Genomic DNA, 14,958 nt, shown 5'->3' with positions numbered 1-14,958 from the left:
AACTGGGTATATTATGTAAAAAATATTAGACATTTAACCTAGCGATCGCGCCTGCCATGAACCTCATCGATATCGGCCATACCGTGCGGACCCGGCGCACTGAGCTGGGCCTGTCCCAGGCGCAGTTGGCACACTTGAGCGGACTGTCTCGCCAGACCCTGGTCGGCCTGGAAAATGGCACGCTGAGCGATCTTGGCGTCAACCGTGTGGGGCAGGTGACGGCGGTACTGGGCTTGGACAGTCCCAAGCTCGATACGCAAGCGAGGCGTAAGAAGCGCGGCCTGTGGATGGCGGCCAAGACGGTGAGCGTCAGCTATGCACGTGAACTGGCGCCCGAGGCGCTGGAGCAGGCCCTGGCGAGTGGCGAAGTGCCTGCTCCATTTGCCCCTCACCTGACACATTTACTCGACGAGGCGCCTGTGCCCATCGTCGTGATGGCCGTGGAAGAGGCGGCCTCGCGTGCACACCTGCCGCCAAGGCAGGTCTGGCGCAACGTGGCGAAGCTGGCCGGGTCCTTGTCCGTGCACCGTCGGGCGCTGTGGGCATGAAGCCCGTGGCACTGCCCGGCGGTCCATGGGAGAGGCTTTTCCCGCGGGCGTTGGTGCTGATCGACGAGATCAGCCAGTACGGCGGCATCACGGACCCGTTCTGGACCCTGGGCGGTGGAACCGTGCTGATGTTCCGTCACCGCCATCGGCTGAGCAAGGATATCGACATTTTCGTGCCCGATCCGCAGTACCTCGGCTTTGTCACGCCTCGTTTGAGCGACTCGGCGGCGGACTTGACGCAGGACTATACTGAGCAGCCAGGCGCCTTCGTCAAACTGCAGTTCGAGGAGGGCGAGGTCGACTTCGTTGCCGCTCCCAATCTGCTGAACGACGCCTGGGACACCTGGGATATCGGCGGTCGCGCCGTGAAGGTGGAGACAGCCGCCGAAATCATTGCCAAGAAGATGTATCACCGTGGCGATCGGGTCACGGCGCGTGATCTTTTCGACCTGGCGCTCGTGATTGAGCGCGAGCCTCAGCAGCTTCTGGCGGCGACGCCGTTTCTCCTACGCCATCGGGAGGCGTTTCTGTCCCAGATCCAAGCGCCGCATGCCGGCCTGCGCGCCGCGTTCAAGGCCATCGCCATGCTGGATTACACGCCCAGCTTCGATCATTGCGTCGCCGTGGTCGGGGATTTCCTGGGCGAACTGTAATCCCTTAGCGTGTGGTCGTTCCCGGTCGTAGTGGAGCGCGCTAAATCGACAATAAGCCCGGAAGTGTCTACGCCGCGCAGGTCGCTCTATAACCCGCACCAGCATTAAACGCGTGTTTTGACGGTAGATCGCGACGGTATACATTTGTCGATCACTAGAAATCCCTCACTAGAAATCCCTTAAATCATAGGGATTTACGAGGCCCGTTGATGACAGAGGAGGAGTGACATCGGCCTTTCGAGGACTGTCGCCGGTCGTCGAAAAGATGACGCAAGTATCGATGATGGTGAAATAGTCCGGGTGCGCATGCGCCCGGACCCCGCCGTTGGCGGGGGAGGGTGAGGCGTGCTGCACTTAGGTACGTTCGACCTTCGCGGATGATGGGATGCTGGCCTGCGCTCGTGCTGTTGCTGGATGACAGGACCGTGCCCTAGACGCGCGGGCTGCGTCAGGTCTCTGCGTCAAACAAGACCACATAGCGGGATACCCTGCGCTCGACGAAGCGTTTCGACCAGAGCCGCAGTCATGCCTGCACGATCCGCACGGCTTCGACAAGCAGGATCGCCATGCACCGCACGCGCCTAGCCCAATGCCTAAACTGCAGCGACACCACCGTCGACGAAAAGCTCATGGCCGGCGACAAAGCTGCTCTCGCTGGATGCCAGGAAGAGGACTGCCCGTGCTACCTCGTTCGGTTCGGCCAACCGCCCGAGCGGAACACTCTTGCTCAGCGCCTCTTCAACTTCGGGCTGCGAATCGAGGTAGCTGCGTATCAGGCGCGTCTGCGTGCCACCAGGCGAGACGACGTTTACGCGGATGCCTCGCTCCTTGAGGTCGGTGGTCCAGCTTCGAGCGAACGAGCGCACCGCGGCCTTGCTGGCGTTGTAAAGAGACTGGCCTGGCAGGCCCTTGCTGCCGGCGATGGAGCCGTTGAGGACGATAGCGCTGCCCGCAGTCATCAGCGGTAGCGCTTTTTGCACGGTGAACACCATGCCTTTCACATTGACGTCGAAGGTCGTGTCGAAATGCGTAGCGTCGATCGCATCGAGGGAGACGACCTCGTAGATGCCCGCATTGGCGAACACGACATCGACCTTGTGGTGATCGCGTTGGATGCGTTCGTAAAGCCGCGCGACGTCGTCGGAATTGGTGACATCGCCTTGCACACCGACTGCTCCGTAGCCGATCTCCTTGACGGCCTCGGCAAGTGCGTCCTGCCGACGCCCGGTGATGTACACGTGCGCGCCTTCCATTGCGAACAGCTTCGCCGTTGCCAGGCCGATGCCGTCGCTGCCCCCCGTGATCACCACCACTTTGTCTTCGAAACGGTTCGTCATCTTCCGGTGCCTTCTTCAAATGTGGAGGATTGCTCCACTTATGATATGGAGGTAACCTCCACTTGACAAGAGAGGGAGGAAAACGTATGAGTGATGAACCTGCCCTTCGGGCTGACGCGCAGAAAAATCGGGAACTCATCCTTTCTGCAGCTGAAGCGCTCTTTCTGGAAAAAGGAGCTGGTGTCCCGCTCGAGGAAGTTGCCAAGCGCGCAGGTGTCGGCATCGGTACGCTGTATCGTCGCTTTCCCACGCGCGAGGCACTGTTAGCCGCGACCAGCAACGAGCGTTTCCTGTCGCTGGCGCAAGCCAGCCGTGCGCGCGACCGAGACCTTGCTCCAGGCGAGGCGGTACGCGCGTACCTGGAAGAACTTGCCAGGAACACGAGCATTTATCAGAGCCTTGCTGCTTCGATCGGGGCTGTTATCCAATGCGGGACACCCGGCTGTCATGCGATCACCGATGAAGGGCGCCGGCTGCTTCAGCGCGGGCAGGACGCGGGTGCGATCCGTGGCGACGTCACGTATGAGGATTTCATTTGCGTGGTGACTGCCATCTCCCTTGCAGTCGAAAATGACCAATCATCGAAATCGCGTATCGGGCATTTCGTCGACTTGTTCTTGAATGGCATAAGCGTGAAAAGTCTGGATTAGCCAGCGATAATTCCGCTATCTCCGCACGAGTGGGCGCGAAAAAAAACCGCGCAATGCGCGGTTTGATCCTGGATCCACTGCAGTTGCCTGTCAGCGCAGCTTGGCCAGCGCCACGCGCGCATCGGCCATGAACTTCTGTGTTTCCTGCGGCGTGGAGAGGTTGGCGCCCAGCTGATTGAGCACTTGTTCGATGTCGCTCGATGCGTCCCAGGCTTCGTCGCAGAGCATACCCGCGATCGGGCCGAGATAATTCAGCGCGACTTTTTCCAGTGCATCGCGGACGCGCTCGTCGGGTGGGGAGCCAGCGCCTGCAGGTGCTGCGTTCGGTGCGGCGAGCGGCGTTGCTGCGGCCTGTGCCTGGGCCGCTCCAACCGCCGCACGCGGTGGTGCCGGCGCACCACCCAGATCCTGTTCGAAGCCGCCCATCAACCACTGGCGCGAGTCGTCGCTCAGCAGCGAGGGCTTGCCCATGCCGGCGCCGGGGTCGGCCTGGAAACGGGCCTTGGCCGCATTGACCATGGTGAGGCGTTGCACCGCCTCGTCATTGCGCAGCATGCGGAACACCACTTCCTCGATCTGCCCGGCATTGAGGCGGATGATGCAGGAGTGATTCTCCTCGGTGACGATGAACAGAAAGCCGGACGCCTTCTTCAGTGCCAGCGCCTTGAGCTCGCGCAGGACCTCGATCAGCGGACGGAATTCAGTGGACATGGCGTCTTCCTTGCATCATCTGGTACGGAATGGGTGCGCGCAGCTCAGCGTTTGCTGAGCCGCTCCATGGCCAGCCGGACGCTGTTGGACAGGCGGGAGATGGCGCGCGCCAGGGTACCAATTTCATCCTTGAGGTTGACCTCGTCGATGGTGTGGTTCCACTTGCCCAGGCTCAGCTCTTCGGCCACGGTGGTCAGGTGCTGGATCGGGCGCAACACGCGGCTCCAGATCAACGCCCACTGCAGGCCGAGCAACAGCGCACACACCAGCAGGCCGATGCCGGCGATCCACAGCGACTGGCGCACGATCACGCCATTGACGTCGCTCTTGGGATAAGCCGAAACCAGGGTGAAGCCCCAATCGGGCACTTCCTGCTTGGTGACGACCCAGTCGTTGGGCGTTTCCTTGACGATCCGCTCGATGGTGGCGGTGTCGGTGGTGGCACCGGTGGTGGACTGGAAGCGCAGCTTGTTCTTGCTGTCGAACACGGCGATGAAGCCGGAGTCGAGCACGCGACGGCTGCTGACCACGTTTTCCAGCGCCTGGGTGTCGGCCTTGTAGCCGACGTACCAGGCACCGATCACGCGCTTGTCGTTGCCGGCGAAGATCGGCTCGTAGCCGGTGACGTACGGATTGCCGAGGATGTCGACCACGCCGTAGAAGCTTTCGCCGTTGCGCAGCTTGGCGGCGGCCTGGCCGTTGGGATCGAGCAAGGTGCCGATGGCGCGGCTGCCGTCGTCCTTCTTGACGTTGGTGGAGATGCGCACGAAGTCATCGCCGGTGCGCGAGAACAGCGTGGCGGTGCCTTCGTGGATGGCGGTGACCTCGTCGAGCATGTCGAAGACGTTGGCCTGCGCCTTCTGGCCCAGCAGCAGGTCGTTGGCGCTGCGCTCGCCCACGCGCACTTCGTTGCCGACGCTGGCGGCGCCGTGTGCGTTGGCTTCCTTGCGCAGCTGGCGCATGGAGGAATTGACGCGATCGAGCATCATCGCGCGGGTGACCGAGAACAGGGTCTGCAAGGACACCGACTGGCGCTCGATCGCGTCGCCGGTCTCGAACTTGACCCGGTTCGCTTCGGTAATGGCCAGGATGACCGTCAGTGCCACCACCACGACCAGCACCAAGGCCAGCACCGGCAACAGCAGGCGCACCCGCAAAGAGTGACGAAGCATCGCAATTCCCCTGAACGCGTTTAGTGATTGGATCGAACGCCGTCGCAGCCCCCCGGCAGCGGTCGGACCTAGCCGTTATCGGCTGTTGCGCATGATGCTGAAGCGGCCCCCACGCCGCTGGCGGTGCATACGATAGCTCAAGCCGATCGATTTGACAGTGCGCGTCGATCGCATTGTGCGCCTTGTGTTCAAGAATGGTGGACCGGGTTACAGAGTTCGGGCTGGCGGGCGCGGTGGGCGGCAAGATCGGCTAGCCCTCCAGGGGCGATCCATCGCGGTGCCGTCGGTGAGCCGGCCGATGCGCGCGGTGGCGTCTTTGTGTCGCGCCTGCCGTTGCCGCGCTACCGCGATGACCGGATGTAGCGGTGTTTGAAGAGCGACCTGCGCTTGCGATCTGCCTGGTCGCAGGCGGCTCAGGTTTCCAGCGACAGGATTCCCCGGCGCAGGGCAACGGTGACCGCATGGGTGCGATCGCGCACGCCGAGCTTGGCCAGGATGTTCTTCATATGCGCCTTGACCGTCTCTTCGGAAATGCTCAAGGCATTGCCGATCTGCTTGTTGGAGCATCCGGTGGCCACCAGGCTCAGTACCTCCGTCTCGCGGGCGGATAGCGCGTCGTCGAGCACGTGGGCGGCGATGTTTTCGGCCACCGACGCCGGAACATGCCGCCGCTGGCCGCGGCGCACGTCGCGAATGGTGTCGACCAGCTCGCGGCGCAGCGCGCTCTTGAGCAGATAGCCGCAGGCGCCGGCCTGCAGTGCGCGCACCGCACGCACATCGCCCGTATAGGTGGTCAACACGATGACCTTGGCGGCGGGGTCGACACGGCGGATGCGCTGGATGGCTTCGACGCCATCCACGCGCGGCATCTGCAGATCCATCAGCACCACGTCCGGGCGCAGGCTGGCGTAGCAGGCCACGGCCTGTTCGCCGTCTTCGGCTTCGCCGACCACACGCATGTCGTGTTCGGCGGCGAGCATGGCACTGAGACCGTCGCGCAGCAGCGGATGATCGTCTACCACCAGCACGTCGGTCGGTTTGACCATCTCAGCCATTGGAGCTCTCCGTGGATCGTGCAGGTCGAAATCGCCACCACCAGCGCGGTGGCGTCGCATAGGCGGTGCGGGCCGGAAGCGTGATCTGGATTGCGGTGCCGCTGCCTGGACGCGACCACAACTGCATCTTGGCGCCGATGCGTTTGGCGCGTTCCTGCATGCCGGTCAGCCCCCAGTGGCCGGTGCGTGCATGCCCATGCAGCACGTCCGGATCCAGGCCGCAGCCATCGTCGCGGATGCGCAGCACGAAGTCACGTGAACCGTAACGCAGTTCCAGCGCGATGCGCGCGGCGCCTGCATGGCGATCGGCATTGGCCAATGCTTCGCGGCCAAGCTGGAACACTTCGTCGGCCACCATCGGACGCAGCGCCACCGGGCGTCCTTCGACCGACACCTGCAGTTCGGCAGACGGCGGTGGCATGGTGGCCTCGCGTGCGCGCTGCAGTGCGGCGGGCAGATCCTGGCGCAGCGAATAACTGTCGCGCAGGCCGTTGACGCGGTCGCGGCCTTCGACCAGCGCATTCTCGGCCAGGTCGACCGCCTGTTCGAGCTCCAGCCGCCGCGGGTCGTCCTGCGGCAACGAGCGGCTGGCGGCATGCAGCCGCAGGATCAGGCCCTGCGTGCCCTGCAACAAGGTGTCGTGCAACTCGCGCGCGATGCGTTCGCGTTCGCGGTAGCGCTCTTCCAGGCGTGCACGCAGGCGTCCGGCAATACGCCGGGTGCGCATGCGCCACAGCATCGCAAGCGTCAGCAGCAGGGCGAGCGCAACGCACACCTTGAATTGCCAGGTTTGCACGAAGGCCGCTTCGATGACGAAATCCAGCGCGTCGCCGCGCGCGTTCCACACGCCATCGTTGTTGGCGGCGGCAATGCGGAAGCGGTAACGGCCGGGCGCGAGGTTGGTATAGAACGCCTCGTTACGGTTGCCGGCGTCCTGCCATTGCGCGTCCACGCCCTCCAGCCGGTAGCGGAAGCGCACGCGTTCGGGCCGGGTCAGGCTCACAGCGTCGTAGCCGATGCGCAGGCGGTGCGTCCACTTGGGCAGGCGCAGCCCGGCGGTGCGCGGGTAGGGACGGTCGTCGGCGACCACGTCGGTGATGAAGACCTCCGGCGCGGTGGGGTTGCGGTAGGTCTGTTCCGGGTCCAGCCAGGCCAGGCCCTGGTTGGTGGTGAACCACAACAGGCCGTCGTCGGCGGCGATGGCCGTGGGGACCGGTGTGGCCTGCTGGGCGACACCGGGCAACCCGTCCATGATGTCGTACAGGCGCAGCGCCGGGCTGACCAAGCCCGATTGCACGCTCTGTAGCAGCGCACGTTGAGCGATCTGCACCACACCGCGGTTGCCGTTCAACCACAGCGTGCCGTGCCGGTCCTGCACGATGCCGGTGATGCCCTGCAGGAGCGGATTGGTCTGATCGGCCACTTGCCGGAACCGGCCGTCGGCGCCCAGCGCTGCCAGCCCGGTTTCGCCGGCGACCAGCGTGAGCGACGGGCCTTGCCAGATGGCGGTGATCGGCCCCACCGACAGGCCATCTTCTGCGCTGTAGCGCGTCACCTGCCGGCCCTGCAGCAGGCGCGCATCGCCCTTGATGGTGCCCATCCACAGGCCGCCATCGCGCGTATTGGCGAGCACCGTGCACGGGCTATCCTGCAGATCGGGCAGCGGCTGCCAGACGTTGCCGTCGAAAGCGTAGGGGCCGCCGGCATCCGGGCAGATCCGGGGATGGTTGCGGTTGTCCACGACGAAGGCGCGGATGGCGCCGGTCGCCAGGCCGAGCGGCAGCGCCACCGGTTGCACGCGGCCGACCTGCAGACGTAGCAAGGCGTGCTCGCCAAGCACCCAGCCATTGGCGGTCGCCGGCACATCCAGGATGTGGTGGGACGCACCACGCTGCAAACCTTCCACGCGATCGCGGCTCAAGGCCAGCAGCCGGCCATCGCGCAGGCTGGCCAGGAGCGGGCGTGCGGCGGTGCCCGGGGCGGGATTGAAGGTCGCCACGGCCATCGCCTGGCCCGGCAGCAAGGACGCCAACGGCAGCAACGCGCGGTGTCGGAACCGGTTGAGGCCCAGATTGGTGCCGGCCCACAGATTGCCTTCGCGGTCCTCGAGCAAGGGGCCGGCAGTGGCCGAGGTCAGGCCTTGTACGGTTCCGAAGCGTTCCAGCACCGGCGTGGGCGATGTGGGCAAGGCGATCCGGAACAGGCCATGCGCCGCGTAGTCGCTGCCCCATAGCGCGCCATCGCGCATGAACCGGATGCGCCGCGCGGACAGCCCGGGAAATTGCAGCCGGGCACGGGCCGTGGCGGGCAGCACGTGGCCCTGCGCATCGGTCAACGCAAACACGCCGCGGTACGGGTCTGCGACCCAGATCGCTCCGCCCGGACTTTCGGCCATGGTGACGTAGAGACCCACCTGCTGGCCGCTGGGTTCGAAGCGTTTGGCGCCAGGCCGCAACGACAGAATCTGGGTACCGTCGCTGACCCAGAGCGTGCCGCGCACATCGCGCAGCAGCCAATGCGCGCGCTCGGCGGTGTAGCCCCAGTCGGCGCCTGCACGCTGCCAGCGTTGCCCATCGAACCAGCACAAACCGCCATCGATGGCGGCCCACCAGCGCCCACTGCCATCGTGCTCAATGCGGAACACCATGCCGGCTGGCACGTCCTTGCCCGGGCTGAAGTGCGTCAGGTGACCGTCGGCAACGCGATCGATGCCGGCGTTGAAGTAGCCGATCCAGGCGGTATCGTCCGGCGCCAGCGCAAGCGTGGTCATGTTGTGCGATGCATAGGCCTCGCCATCCGGCGCCGCCTGCCGCGCGAAACGGTCGCCATCGAACTGAAACAGCCCAAATCCGGTCGCCAGCCACAATGGCCCGGCCTCGGCTTGCTGGATATCCCAGATATCGGCCGGTGCGCCGCGCTCGGTGCTCCAGGCGGTGTGGTGGAATTGCAGCAGCCCCGCACGCGTTGCGGCGATGCCTTGGGCGTACACGGTGTTGCACGGCCACCCGCAACTACACATCACAACGATCACCGCCACGCACAGGCGCCAGAGCAGGTGGGATCGGTTGGGGGGCTCGCGCGGCATTGCAGCATTGTCGGGCGAGATCGGGGCCAAGCACCACCACCTCTTTCGGGGGAGGCAGGTCGGGCAGGAAATCGGCTACGCATGGACCGGCATGTTGCGTGGGGTGCGTGCGTGTCGCTGCGATGCAGTGTGCGCCGAGCTGGATGCCATCGGTTGGCTGCAGCAGTGATGACGCCGCCTTGTAGCGTGGCATTCGTGCGCTGGCGTCCGCTTGGTTTGCGTGTGGTGCGGGTGTCGGCTTGGACACTGCAAAGCGCGACAGAAACAACGGCGCGGTATCGCCGCTGCATCGGCGTGCATGCGCGGTGCATGCCATGGCGATGCACCCATGCGATCCCATGCGTGCTTGTGGCAGCACGGGTGTCGCTCACCCGAAAGAGTGAGCGATCGGCCTCACCATCAGGGGTGGAGCGATCGGCAGGTTCGCCCCACCATGGCGCCATTCCCCGCCGGAGACGCCATATGGCACGTCTGACTGCCGCCGGCCGCCCCGATCTGCATGCAGGCAACACCAACGCACTGTACGCCCCGCGCGCACGTGCCGTGGCCAGAGCGCTGCAGTACATCGACACGCATCTGTATGAGCCCATCGGCGTGACGCAACTAGCCGGCGCCGCCTGCATGAGCCGCTTCCATTTTGCGCGCGTGTTTCGCGATGCGCTGGGCGCCAGCCCGATGGAGTATCTGCGTCGTCGTCGCCTCGAACGCGCCCAGGCCATGCTGCGCGAAGGCGGCCACACCATCAGCCAGATCGCCACCGATCTGTGCTTCTTCGATCAAAGCCATTTCGTCCGCAGCTTCCGCAACGCCACCGGCTGCACGCCGGCGCGCTTTGCCGCGCAAGTGGCGAACGATCCCTGCGCCGCGCGTGCCCAGCCGCGTGCGCATCGGCACAGCGCCGGTTCTTTTTCATCCTCCCTGGAGCATCACGCATGACCACCGCCACCGCCGTCCCCGGTAAGTCCCTGTTGTCGCCCGGTGATCACGCGCTGATCCTGATCGACCATCAATCGCAGATGGCGTTCGCCACGCATACCATCGACATCTCGGCGCTGCGCAACAACGTGTCGCTGATTGCCAAGGGCGCCAAAGGCTTCAAGGTGCCGGTGATCTTGACCACCGTTGCAGAGAAGTCGTTCTCCGGCCCGCTGTTTCCCGAGCTGCCGGAGATCTTTGCCGGCGAACCGGTGCTTGATCGTACCAGCATGAATGCCTGGGAAGACCAGGGTGTGATCGATCGCATCAACGCCATCGGCAAGCAGCGTCTGGTGATTGCCGGGCTGTGGACCAGCGTCTGCATCGTCGGCCCGACGCTGTCGGCGGTCGAGCAGGGGTTTGAGGTCTACGTCATCACCGATGCCTGCGGCGATGTCAGCGACGAAGCGCACGAGCGCGCGGTGACGCGGATGGTGCAGGCCGGCGCCGCGCCCATCACCAGCGTGCAGTACCTGCTGGAACTGCAGCGCGACTGGGCACGCAGCGACACCTACGACCTCACCACCGGCATCGCGCGTGCGCATGCGGGCGGCTACGGCATCGGCATTCAGTACGCCAAAACCATGTTCGGCGCGCAGGAAGGCGGGCATTGAACGCATCGGCACCACGTGGCAACGCCGGCCTTGCAGCGGCATTGCTGATGCTGCGCATTGCCGGCGGCGGTTTCCTGTTGCCGCATGGCCTGGGCAAGTTGCTGGGATGGTTTGGTGGGCCGGGGCTGGCTGGATTTGCCGCTGAATTACAGCAATTCGGCTTTCCGTCTGCGCAACCGTTGCCGTTGCTGCTGGCCTCGGTGCAGACGCTCTCTGGGCTGGCGGTGTTACTTGGTCTGTGGACGCGCGTCAGTGCTGCACTGGCGGCGGTGTTCATCGCCACCACCGTCGTGGTGGCCTTGCCCAAGGGCTGGTTCTGGATGCACGGCGGGATGAAATACCCGCTGATGTGGCTGCTGGTGTTGCTGGGGCTGGTTGCCGCTGGCGGTGGCGCATGGTCGCTGGATGGGCTGCGCAGGCGTGGTGCGGCATGAGCGGCGTACCGAATGATCACCATGCCGGGCGGCGCCTGTGGATGCAGGCCGCCGCCGCCGGTCTTGCGTTGGGCTCCTTGCCCGGCGCCTGGTCTGCTTCAGGGAAGTCTCCGATGGTCGATCTGGTCGTTCGCAACGCACGCATCACCACCCTCGATCCACGTCAGCCCAGCGCCACCGCCATTGCAGTGACCGATGGACGCATCGTTGCGGTGGGCGACGATGCGCAGATCATGGCGCTGGCAGCTGGCGCCCGCAGCATCGATGCGCAAGGCCGACGCCTGTTGCCCGGCCTCAATGACAGCCACACCCATCTGATTCGCGGCGGGCTCAACTACAACCTGGAGCTGCGCTGGGATGGCGTGCGCTCGCTTGCCGATGCGATGGCGATGTTGAAGGCGCAGGTCGACCGCACCCCAGCGCCGCAATGGGTGCGTGTGGTCGGCGGATTCACCGCGCATCAGTTCGTCGAAAAACGCTTGCCGACCCTGGACGAGATCAATGCCATCGCACCGGATACACCAGTATTTTTGCTGCATCTGTACGACCGCGCCCTGCTGAACCGCGCGGCCTTGCGCGCCTGTGGCTACGACAAGGCCACTGCCGATCCGCCCGGCGGGCGCATCGAGCGCGACAAGCTGGGTAATCCCACAGGCTTGCTGCTGGCCAAGCCCAATGCCCTGATTCTCTACACCAGCCTGGCCAAGGGCCCGCGACTGCCGATGGAATATCAGGCCAATTCCACCCGCCATTTCATGCGCGAACTCAACCGGCTGGGGATCACCTCGGTGATCGATGCCGGCGGCGGTTTCCAGAATTATCCGGAGGACTACCAAGTCATCGAACAGTTGCACGCGGCCGACCAGTTGAGCGTGCGCATCGCCTACAACCTGTTCACCCAGAACAAGGGCAAGGAAGTCGACGACTTCCGCGGCTGGACCGAGATGCTGCCGGTGCGCAAGGGCGACGATCTGCTGCGGCACAACGGCGCCGGCGAAATGCTGGTGTTTTCGGCGGCGGATTTCGAACAGTTCAGCGAGCCGCGCCCGGAGCTGCCGCCGGAACTGGAGCCCGAGCTGGAGCAGGTGGTGCGGTTGCTGGTCGAAAAGCGTTGGCCATTCCGTATCCATGCCACCTACGACGAAAGCATCGGACGCATTCTCGATGGGTACGAAAAGGTCAGTGCCGACATTCCGTTCGATGGCCTGCATTGGTTCGTCGATCACGCCGAAACCATCACGCCACGCAATATCGACCGCATTCGCGCCTTGAGCGGCGGCATCGCCGTGCAGCACCGCATGGCGTATCAGGGCGAAGCGTTTGTCGAGCGCTACGGCGTACAGGCTGCGCAGCAGACGCCACCGGTGCGTCGCATGCTGGCCGCCGGCGTGCCGGTGGGCGCCGGCACCGATGCGACGCGCGTGGCCAGTTACAACCCGTGGGTGGCGCTGTCGTGGCTGGTCACCGGACGCACGGTGGGCGGTCTGGCGTTGTACGGCGAAGAGAACCTGCTCGACCGTGAGCAGGCATTGCGGCTGTGGACGCAGGGCAGCGCGTGGTTCTCCGGCGATGAGGGCCACAAGGGCACGCTGGCGGCGGGGCAACTGGCCGATTTCATCGTGTTGTCCGACGATTACTTCCGCGTCGACGATGCCGCCATTGCCGACATCACCAGCGTGCTGACCGTGCTGGGTGGGCGCGTCGTCCATGGCGACGGCGACTTCGCCGCACTGGCGCCCACCTTGCCGCCGGCGATGCCGGACTGGTCGCCGGTCAACCGGTTTGGCGGCTATCACGTGGGCGGTACGTCCAGCGGGCTTACCAGTGCCACGCACACGCATGGCCATGGCTGTCGCGCGCACGGGCCGCATGGACATGCAGCGCAGCATGCTGCGCCCAGCGATGATCTGCGCGGCTTCTGGGGCGCATTGGGTTGCGCGTGTTTCGCGTTCTGAGATCGGCACCACAGCGATGCGCCTGCCGGCGCATCCAGGCCCGTCACCTTGTTTGTCTCACCCCGTCCACTGGAGCCTTGCCGCGATGACTTCTTCTGCCGCACCCGCCGATAGCGGTGCCTGGGCGCCGCTGCGCGAGCCGATCTTTCGTGCCTTATGGCTGGCCATCTTAGGCAGCAACATCGGCACCTGGATCAACGATGTCGCCGCGTCCTGGGTGATGGCCGAACGGACGGGCTCGCCATTGATGGTCGCGGCGGTGCAGTCGGCCACCACCTTGCCGGTGGTGTTGTTCGCACTGGTGGCCGGCACGCTGGCCGACATCGTCGACCGCCGCCGCTACCTGATGCTTACCCAGGGCTGGATGTTGCTGGTGGCCGCAGCCTTGGCCTTGCTATCGCATCTGCAGTTGCTAACCCCACGGGTACTGGTGGCATTGACCTTTGCAATGGGCATGGGCGCGGCAATGGCGATGCCTGCGCAGGCGGCAATCGTGTCGGAGCTGGTGCCGCGGCCGATGCTGGCCTCGGCGGTAGCGCTCAATTCGATCGGCATGAACATCGCCCGCTCGATCGGCCCAGCGGTTGGCGGTTTGATCGTGGCGCAATTCGGGCCGCCGTGGGCATTTTTGCTCAATGGCGTGACCTTCGGGCTGATGCTGCTGGTGTTGTGGCGTTGGCGTCGCGATGCGCATGTCTCTGCATTGCCGCCGGAGAGCTTCGGCGCGGGCCTGCGTGCCGGTCTGCGCTACGCCGCACGCGCCGGGCGCTTGCAGGCGGTGCTGATCAAGGCCGCCGGGTTCTTCCTGTTCGCCAGCGCGTTGACCGCATTGCTGCCGTTGGTGGTCCGTCGCGACATGCAGTTGGGTGCCGGCAGTTATGGCGTGTTGTTGGGCTGCATCGGCATCGGTGCGATCAGTGGCGCGCTGCTGTTGCCACGCCTGCGTGCGCGCTACGACCGCGACCTACTGGTGTTCGTGGCCACCATCGTGTGCGCAGCCTCATTGCTGGGGCTGGCATTGTCGCGTCAGATCGGAGTGCTGTGCGTGGTGATGGTGGTCAACGGCATGGCCTGGATTACCGTGCTGTCGTCCTTGCAGATCGCCGCGCAAACGGCGGTGCCTGCCTGGGTGCGCGCACGCGCATTGTCGCTGTACATCGTGGTGTTTTCTGCGGGTATGGCGGCCGGCTCGCTGGTCTGGGGCGCGTTGGCGCAACGCACCTCGATCGCGACAGCCCTGCAGATTGCCGCCGTTGGCGCGGTGATCGCGGCGCTGCTGGTCAAGCGCGCGCGCATTGCCGGCACCGAACAGCTGGACCTCGCCCCTGGCGGACATTGGCCTGTGCCGGCGCAATCGGATGCGGTTGAACACGATCGCGGCCCGGTGCTGGTGACGGTCGAATACCGCATCGCTGCCGATGCGCGCGTAACTTTCCTGCAGCTGATGACGCAACTGGGCAACGCGCGGCGTCGTGATGGTGCGGTGGTCTGGGGTATCGCCGAAGACGCGGCAACACCCGGCGTGCAACTGGAATACTTCATCGTCGCCTCGTGGCTGGAACATCTGCGTCAGCACGAGCGCGTCACCGGCGACGACCGCCAGCTGCAGGAGCAGATCCGCGCCCTGCATCAAGGCGAGCGCGCGCCGGTGGTCCGCCACTTCGTCGGTGGCGGCGGTGTGGCGGTGCCGCCGCACGCCCATGCCGATATCTGAGAACTTCATCAGCACGACGCTCCCGATCGGCCCGGCGCTGAAATCGATGTCGCTT

13 protein-coding genes are annotated in these 14,958 nt (G+C 65.0%); 8 read left to right on the top strand and 5 right to left on the bottom strand.

The annotated features are described in order from the left end of the window. Window positions 1-56 precede the first annotated feature (56 nt). Window positions 57-548 (top strand): helix-turn-helix domain-containing protein, encoded by a 492-nt coding sequence (locus tag ABQ039_RS10620; protein WP_184456040.1) that lies wholly within the window; start codon window positions 57-59, stop codon window positions 546-548. After that, window positions 545-1,201, top strand: coding sequence for a nucleotidyl transferase AbiEii/AbiGii toxin family protein (locus ABQ039_RS10615; protein ID WP_184519000.1), 657 nt, complete (start codon window positions 545-547; stop codon window positions 1,199-1,201). Before ABQ039_RS10620 ends, ABQ039_RS10615 begins: the two co-directional genes overlap by 4 nt. A 593-nt stretch (window positions 1,202-1,794) precedes the next feature. Here the strand turns inward: ABQ039_RS10615 and ABQ039_RS10610 are convergent. Then, window positions 1,795-2,538, bottom strand: a complete 744-nt coding sequence (locus ABQ039_RS10610; RefSeq protein WP_104589926.1) for an SDR family NAD(P)-dependent oxidoreductase — start codon at window positions 2,536-2,538, stop codon at window positions 1,795-1,797. Window positions 2,539-2,624: 86 nt separating this feature from the next. Here ABQ039_RS10610 and ABQ039_RS10605 point away from each other — a divergent pair, with 86 nt between their 5' ends. Beyond that, window positions 2,625-3,188, top strand: a complete 564-nt coding sequence (locus ABQ039_RS10605; RefSeq protein WP_154832108.1) for a TetR/AcrR family transcriptional regulator — start codon at window positions 2,625-2,627, stop codon at window positions 3,186-3,188. Between the two features lie 90 nt (window positions 3,189-3,278). Here ABQ039_RS10605 and ABQ039_RS10600 read toward each other — a convergent pair whose 3' ends face one another. The 4 genes from ABQ039_RS10600 to ABQ039_RS10585 form a co-directional block, all read right to left on the bottom strand. After that, window positions 3,279-3,899 (bottom strand): hypothetical protein, encoded by a 621-nt coding sequence (locus ABQ039_RS10600; protein ID WP_184609430.1) that lies wholly within the window; start codon window positions 3,897-3,899, stop codon window positions 3,279-3,281. Window positions 3,900-3,943: 44 nt separating this feature from the next. Further along, window positions 3,944-5,071 carry a Cache 3/Cache 2 fusion domain-containing protein gene (locus ABQ039_RS10595; RefSeq protein WP_184609432.1) on the bottom strand — a complete coding sequence of 376 codons (1,128 nt, stop codon included), beginning with the start codon at window positions 5,069-5,071 and terminating at the stop codon, window positions 3,944-3,946. 413 nt (window positions 5,072-5,484) lie between these two features. After that, on the bottom strand, window positions 5,485-6,126 hold the full coding sequence (locus ABQ039_RS10590; protein WP_024939195.1) for a response regulator transcription factor: 642 nt from the start codon (window positions 6,124-6,126) through the stop codon (window positions 5,485-5,487). Then, entirely contained in the window at window positions 6,119-9,211 is a 3,093-nt protein-coding gene (locus tag ABQ039_RS10585) for a sensor histidine kinase (protein ID WP_184609436.1), read from the bottom strand. Before ABQ039_RS10585 ends, ABQ039_RS10590 begins: the two co-directional genes overlap by 8 nt. A 462-nt stretch (window positions 9,212-9,673) precedes the next feature. On the opposite strand from ABQ039_RS10585, the gene ABQ039_RS10580 reads away from it, so the two are divergent. From ABQ039_RS10580 to ABQ039_RS10560, 5 genes are all read left to right on the top strand, one after another. Beyond that, window positions 9,674-10,147: a helix-turn-helix transcriptional regulator gene (locus ABQ039_RS10580; protein WP_104645794.1), complete on the top strand. Its 474-nt coding sequence runs from the start codon at window positions 9,674-9,676 to the stop codon at window positions 10,145-10,147. Continuing rightward, a complete protein-coding gene (locus ABQ039_RS10575; RefSeq protein ID WP_065031536.1) occupies window positions 10,144-10,800 on the top strand; it encodes a hydrolase in 657 nt (218 codons plus the stop codon). Before ABQ039_RS10580 ends, ABQ039_RS10575 begins: the two co-directional genes overlap by 4 nt. After that, window positions 10,797-11,234, top strand: coding sequence for a DoxX family protein (locus tag ABQ039_RS10570; protein ID WP_184609438.1), 438 nt, complete (start codon window positions 10,797-10,799; stop codon window positions 11,232-11,234). The genes ABQ039_RS10575 and ABQ039_RS10570 overlap by 4 nt, the downstream gene beginning before the upstream one ends. Window positions 11,235-11,347: 113 nt before the next feature. Next, a complete protein-coding gene (locus ABQ039_RS10565; protein ID WP_349777917.1) occupies window positions 11,348-13,189 on the top strand; it encodes an amidohydrolase in 1,842 nt (613 codons plus the stop codon). 85 nt (window positions 13,190-13,274) lie between these two features. Beyond that, entirely contained in the window at window positions 13,275-14,903 is a 1,629-nt protein-coding gene (locus ABQ039_RS10560; protein ID WP_184609440.1) for an MFS transporter, read from the top strand. The last annotated feature ends 55 nt before the right edge of the window (window positions 14,904-14,958 follow it).

The sequence above is a fragment of the Xanthomonas sp. WHRI 6108 genome, from assembly GCF_040202385.2.
GTDB lineage: Bacteria > Pseudomonadota > Gammaproteobacteria > Xanthomonadales > Xanthomonadaceae > Xanthomonas > Xanthomonas arboricola.
Note: the sequence above shows the minus strand (reverse complement) of the source record. Positions and strands in the feature narration are given on the sequence as shown.

What these genes read in the sequence shown, in the direction of transcription:
- ABQ039_RS10620 (WP_184456040.1), top strand. Translation starts at nt 57, where the DNA reads ATGAACCTCATCGATATCGGCCATACCGTGCGGACCCGGCGCACTGAG.
- ABQ039_RS10615 (WP_184519000.1), top strand. Translation starts at nt 545, where the DNA reads ATGAAGCCCGTGGCACTGCCCGGCGGTCCATGGGAGAGGCTTTTCCCG.
- ABQ039_RS10610 (WP_104589926.1), bottom strand. Translation starts at nt 2,538, where the DNA reads ATGACGAACCGTTTCGAAGACAAAGTGGTGGTGATCACGGGGGGCAGC.
- ABQ039_RS10605 (WP_154832108.1), top strand. Translation starts at nt 2,625, where the DNA reads ATGAGTGATGAACCTGCCCTTCGGGCTGACGCGCAGAAAAATCGGGAA.
- ABQ039_RS10600 (WP_184609430.1), bottom strand. Translation starts at nt 3,899, where the DNA reads ATGTCCACTGAATTCCGTCCGCTGATCGAGGTCCTGCGCGAGCTCAAG.
- ABQ039_RS10595 (WP_184609432.1), bottom strand. Translation starts at nt 5,071, where the DNA reads ATGCTTCGTCACTCTTTGCGGGTGCGCCTGCTGTTGCCGGTGCTGGCC.
- ABQ039_RS10590 (WP_024939195.1), bottom strand. Translation starts at nt 6,126, where the DNA reads ATGGCTGAGATGGTCAAACCGACCGACGTGCTGGTGGTAGACGATCAT.
- ABQ039_RS10585 (WP_184609436.1), bottom strand. Translation starts at nt 9,211, where the DNA reads ATGCCGCGCGAGCCCCCCAACCGATCCCACCTGCTCTGGCGCCTGTGC.
- ABQ039_RS10580 (WP_104645794.1), top strand. Translation starts at nt 9,674, where the DNA reads ATGGCACGTCTGACTGCCGCCGGCCGCCCCGATCTGCATGCAGGCAAC.
- ABQ039_RS10575 (WP_065031536.1), top strand. Translation starts at nt 10,144, where the DNA reads ATGACCACCGCCACCGCCGTCCCCGGTAAGTCCCTGTTGTCGCCCGGT.
- ABQ039_RS10565 (WP_349777917.1), top strand. Translation starts at nt 11,348, where the DNA reads ATGGTCGATCTGGTCGTTCGCAACGCACGCATCACCACCCTCGATCCA.
- ABQ039_RS10560 (WP_184609440.1), top strand. Translation starts at nt 13,275, where the DNA reads ATGACTTCTTCTGCCGCACCCGCCGATAGCGGTGCCTGGGCGCCGCTG.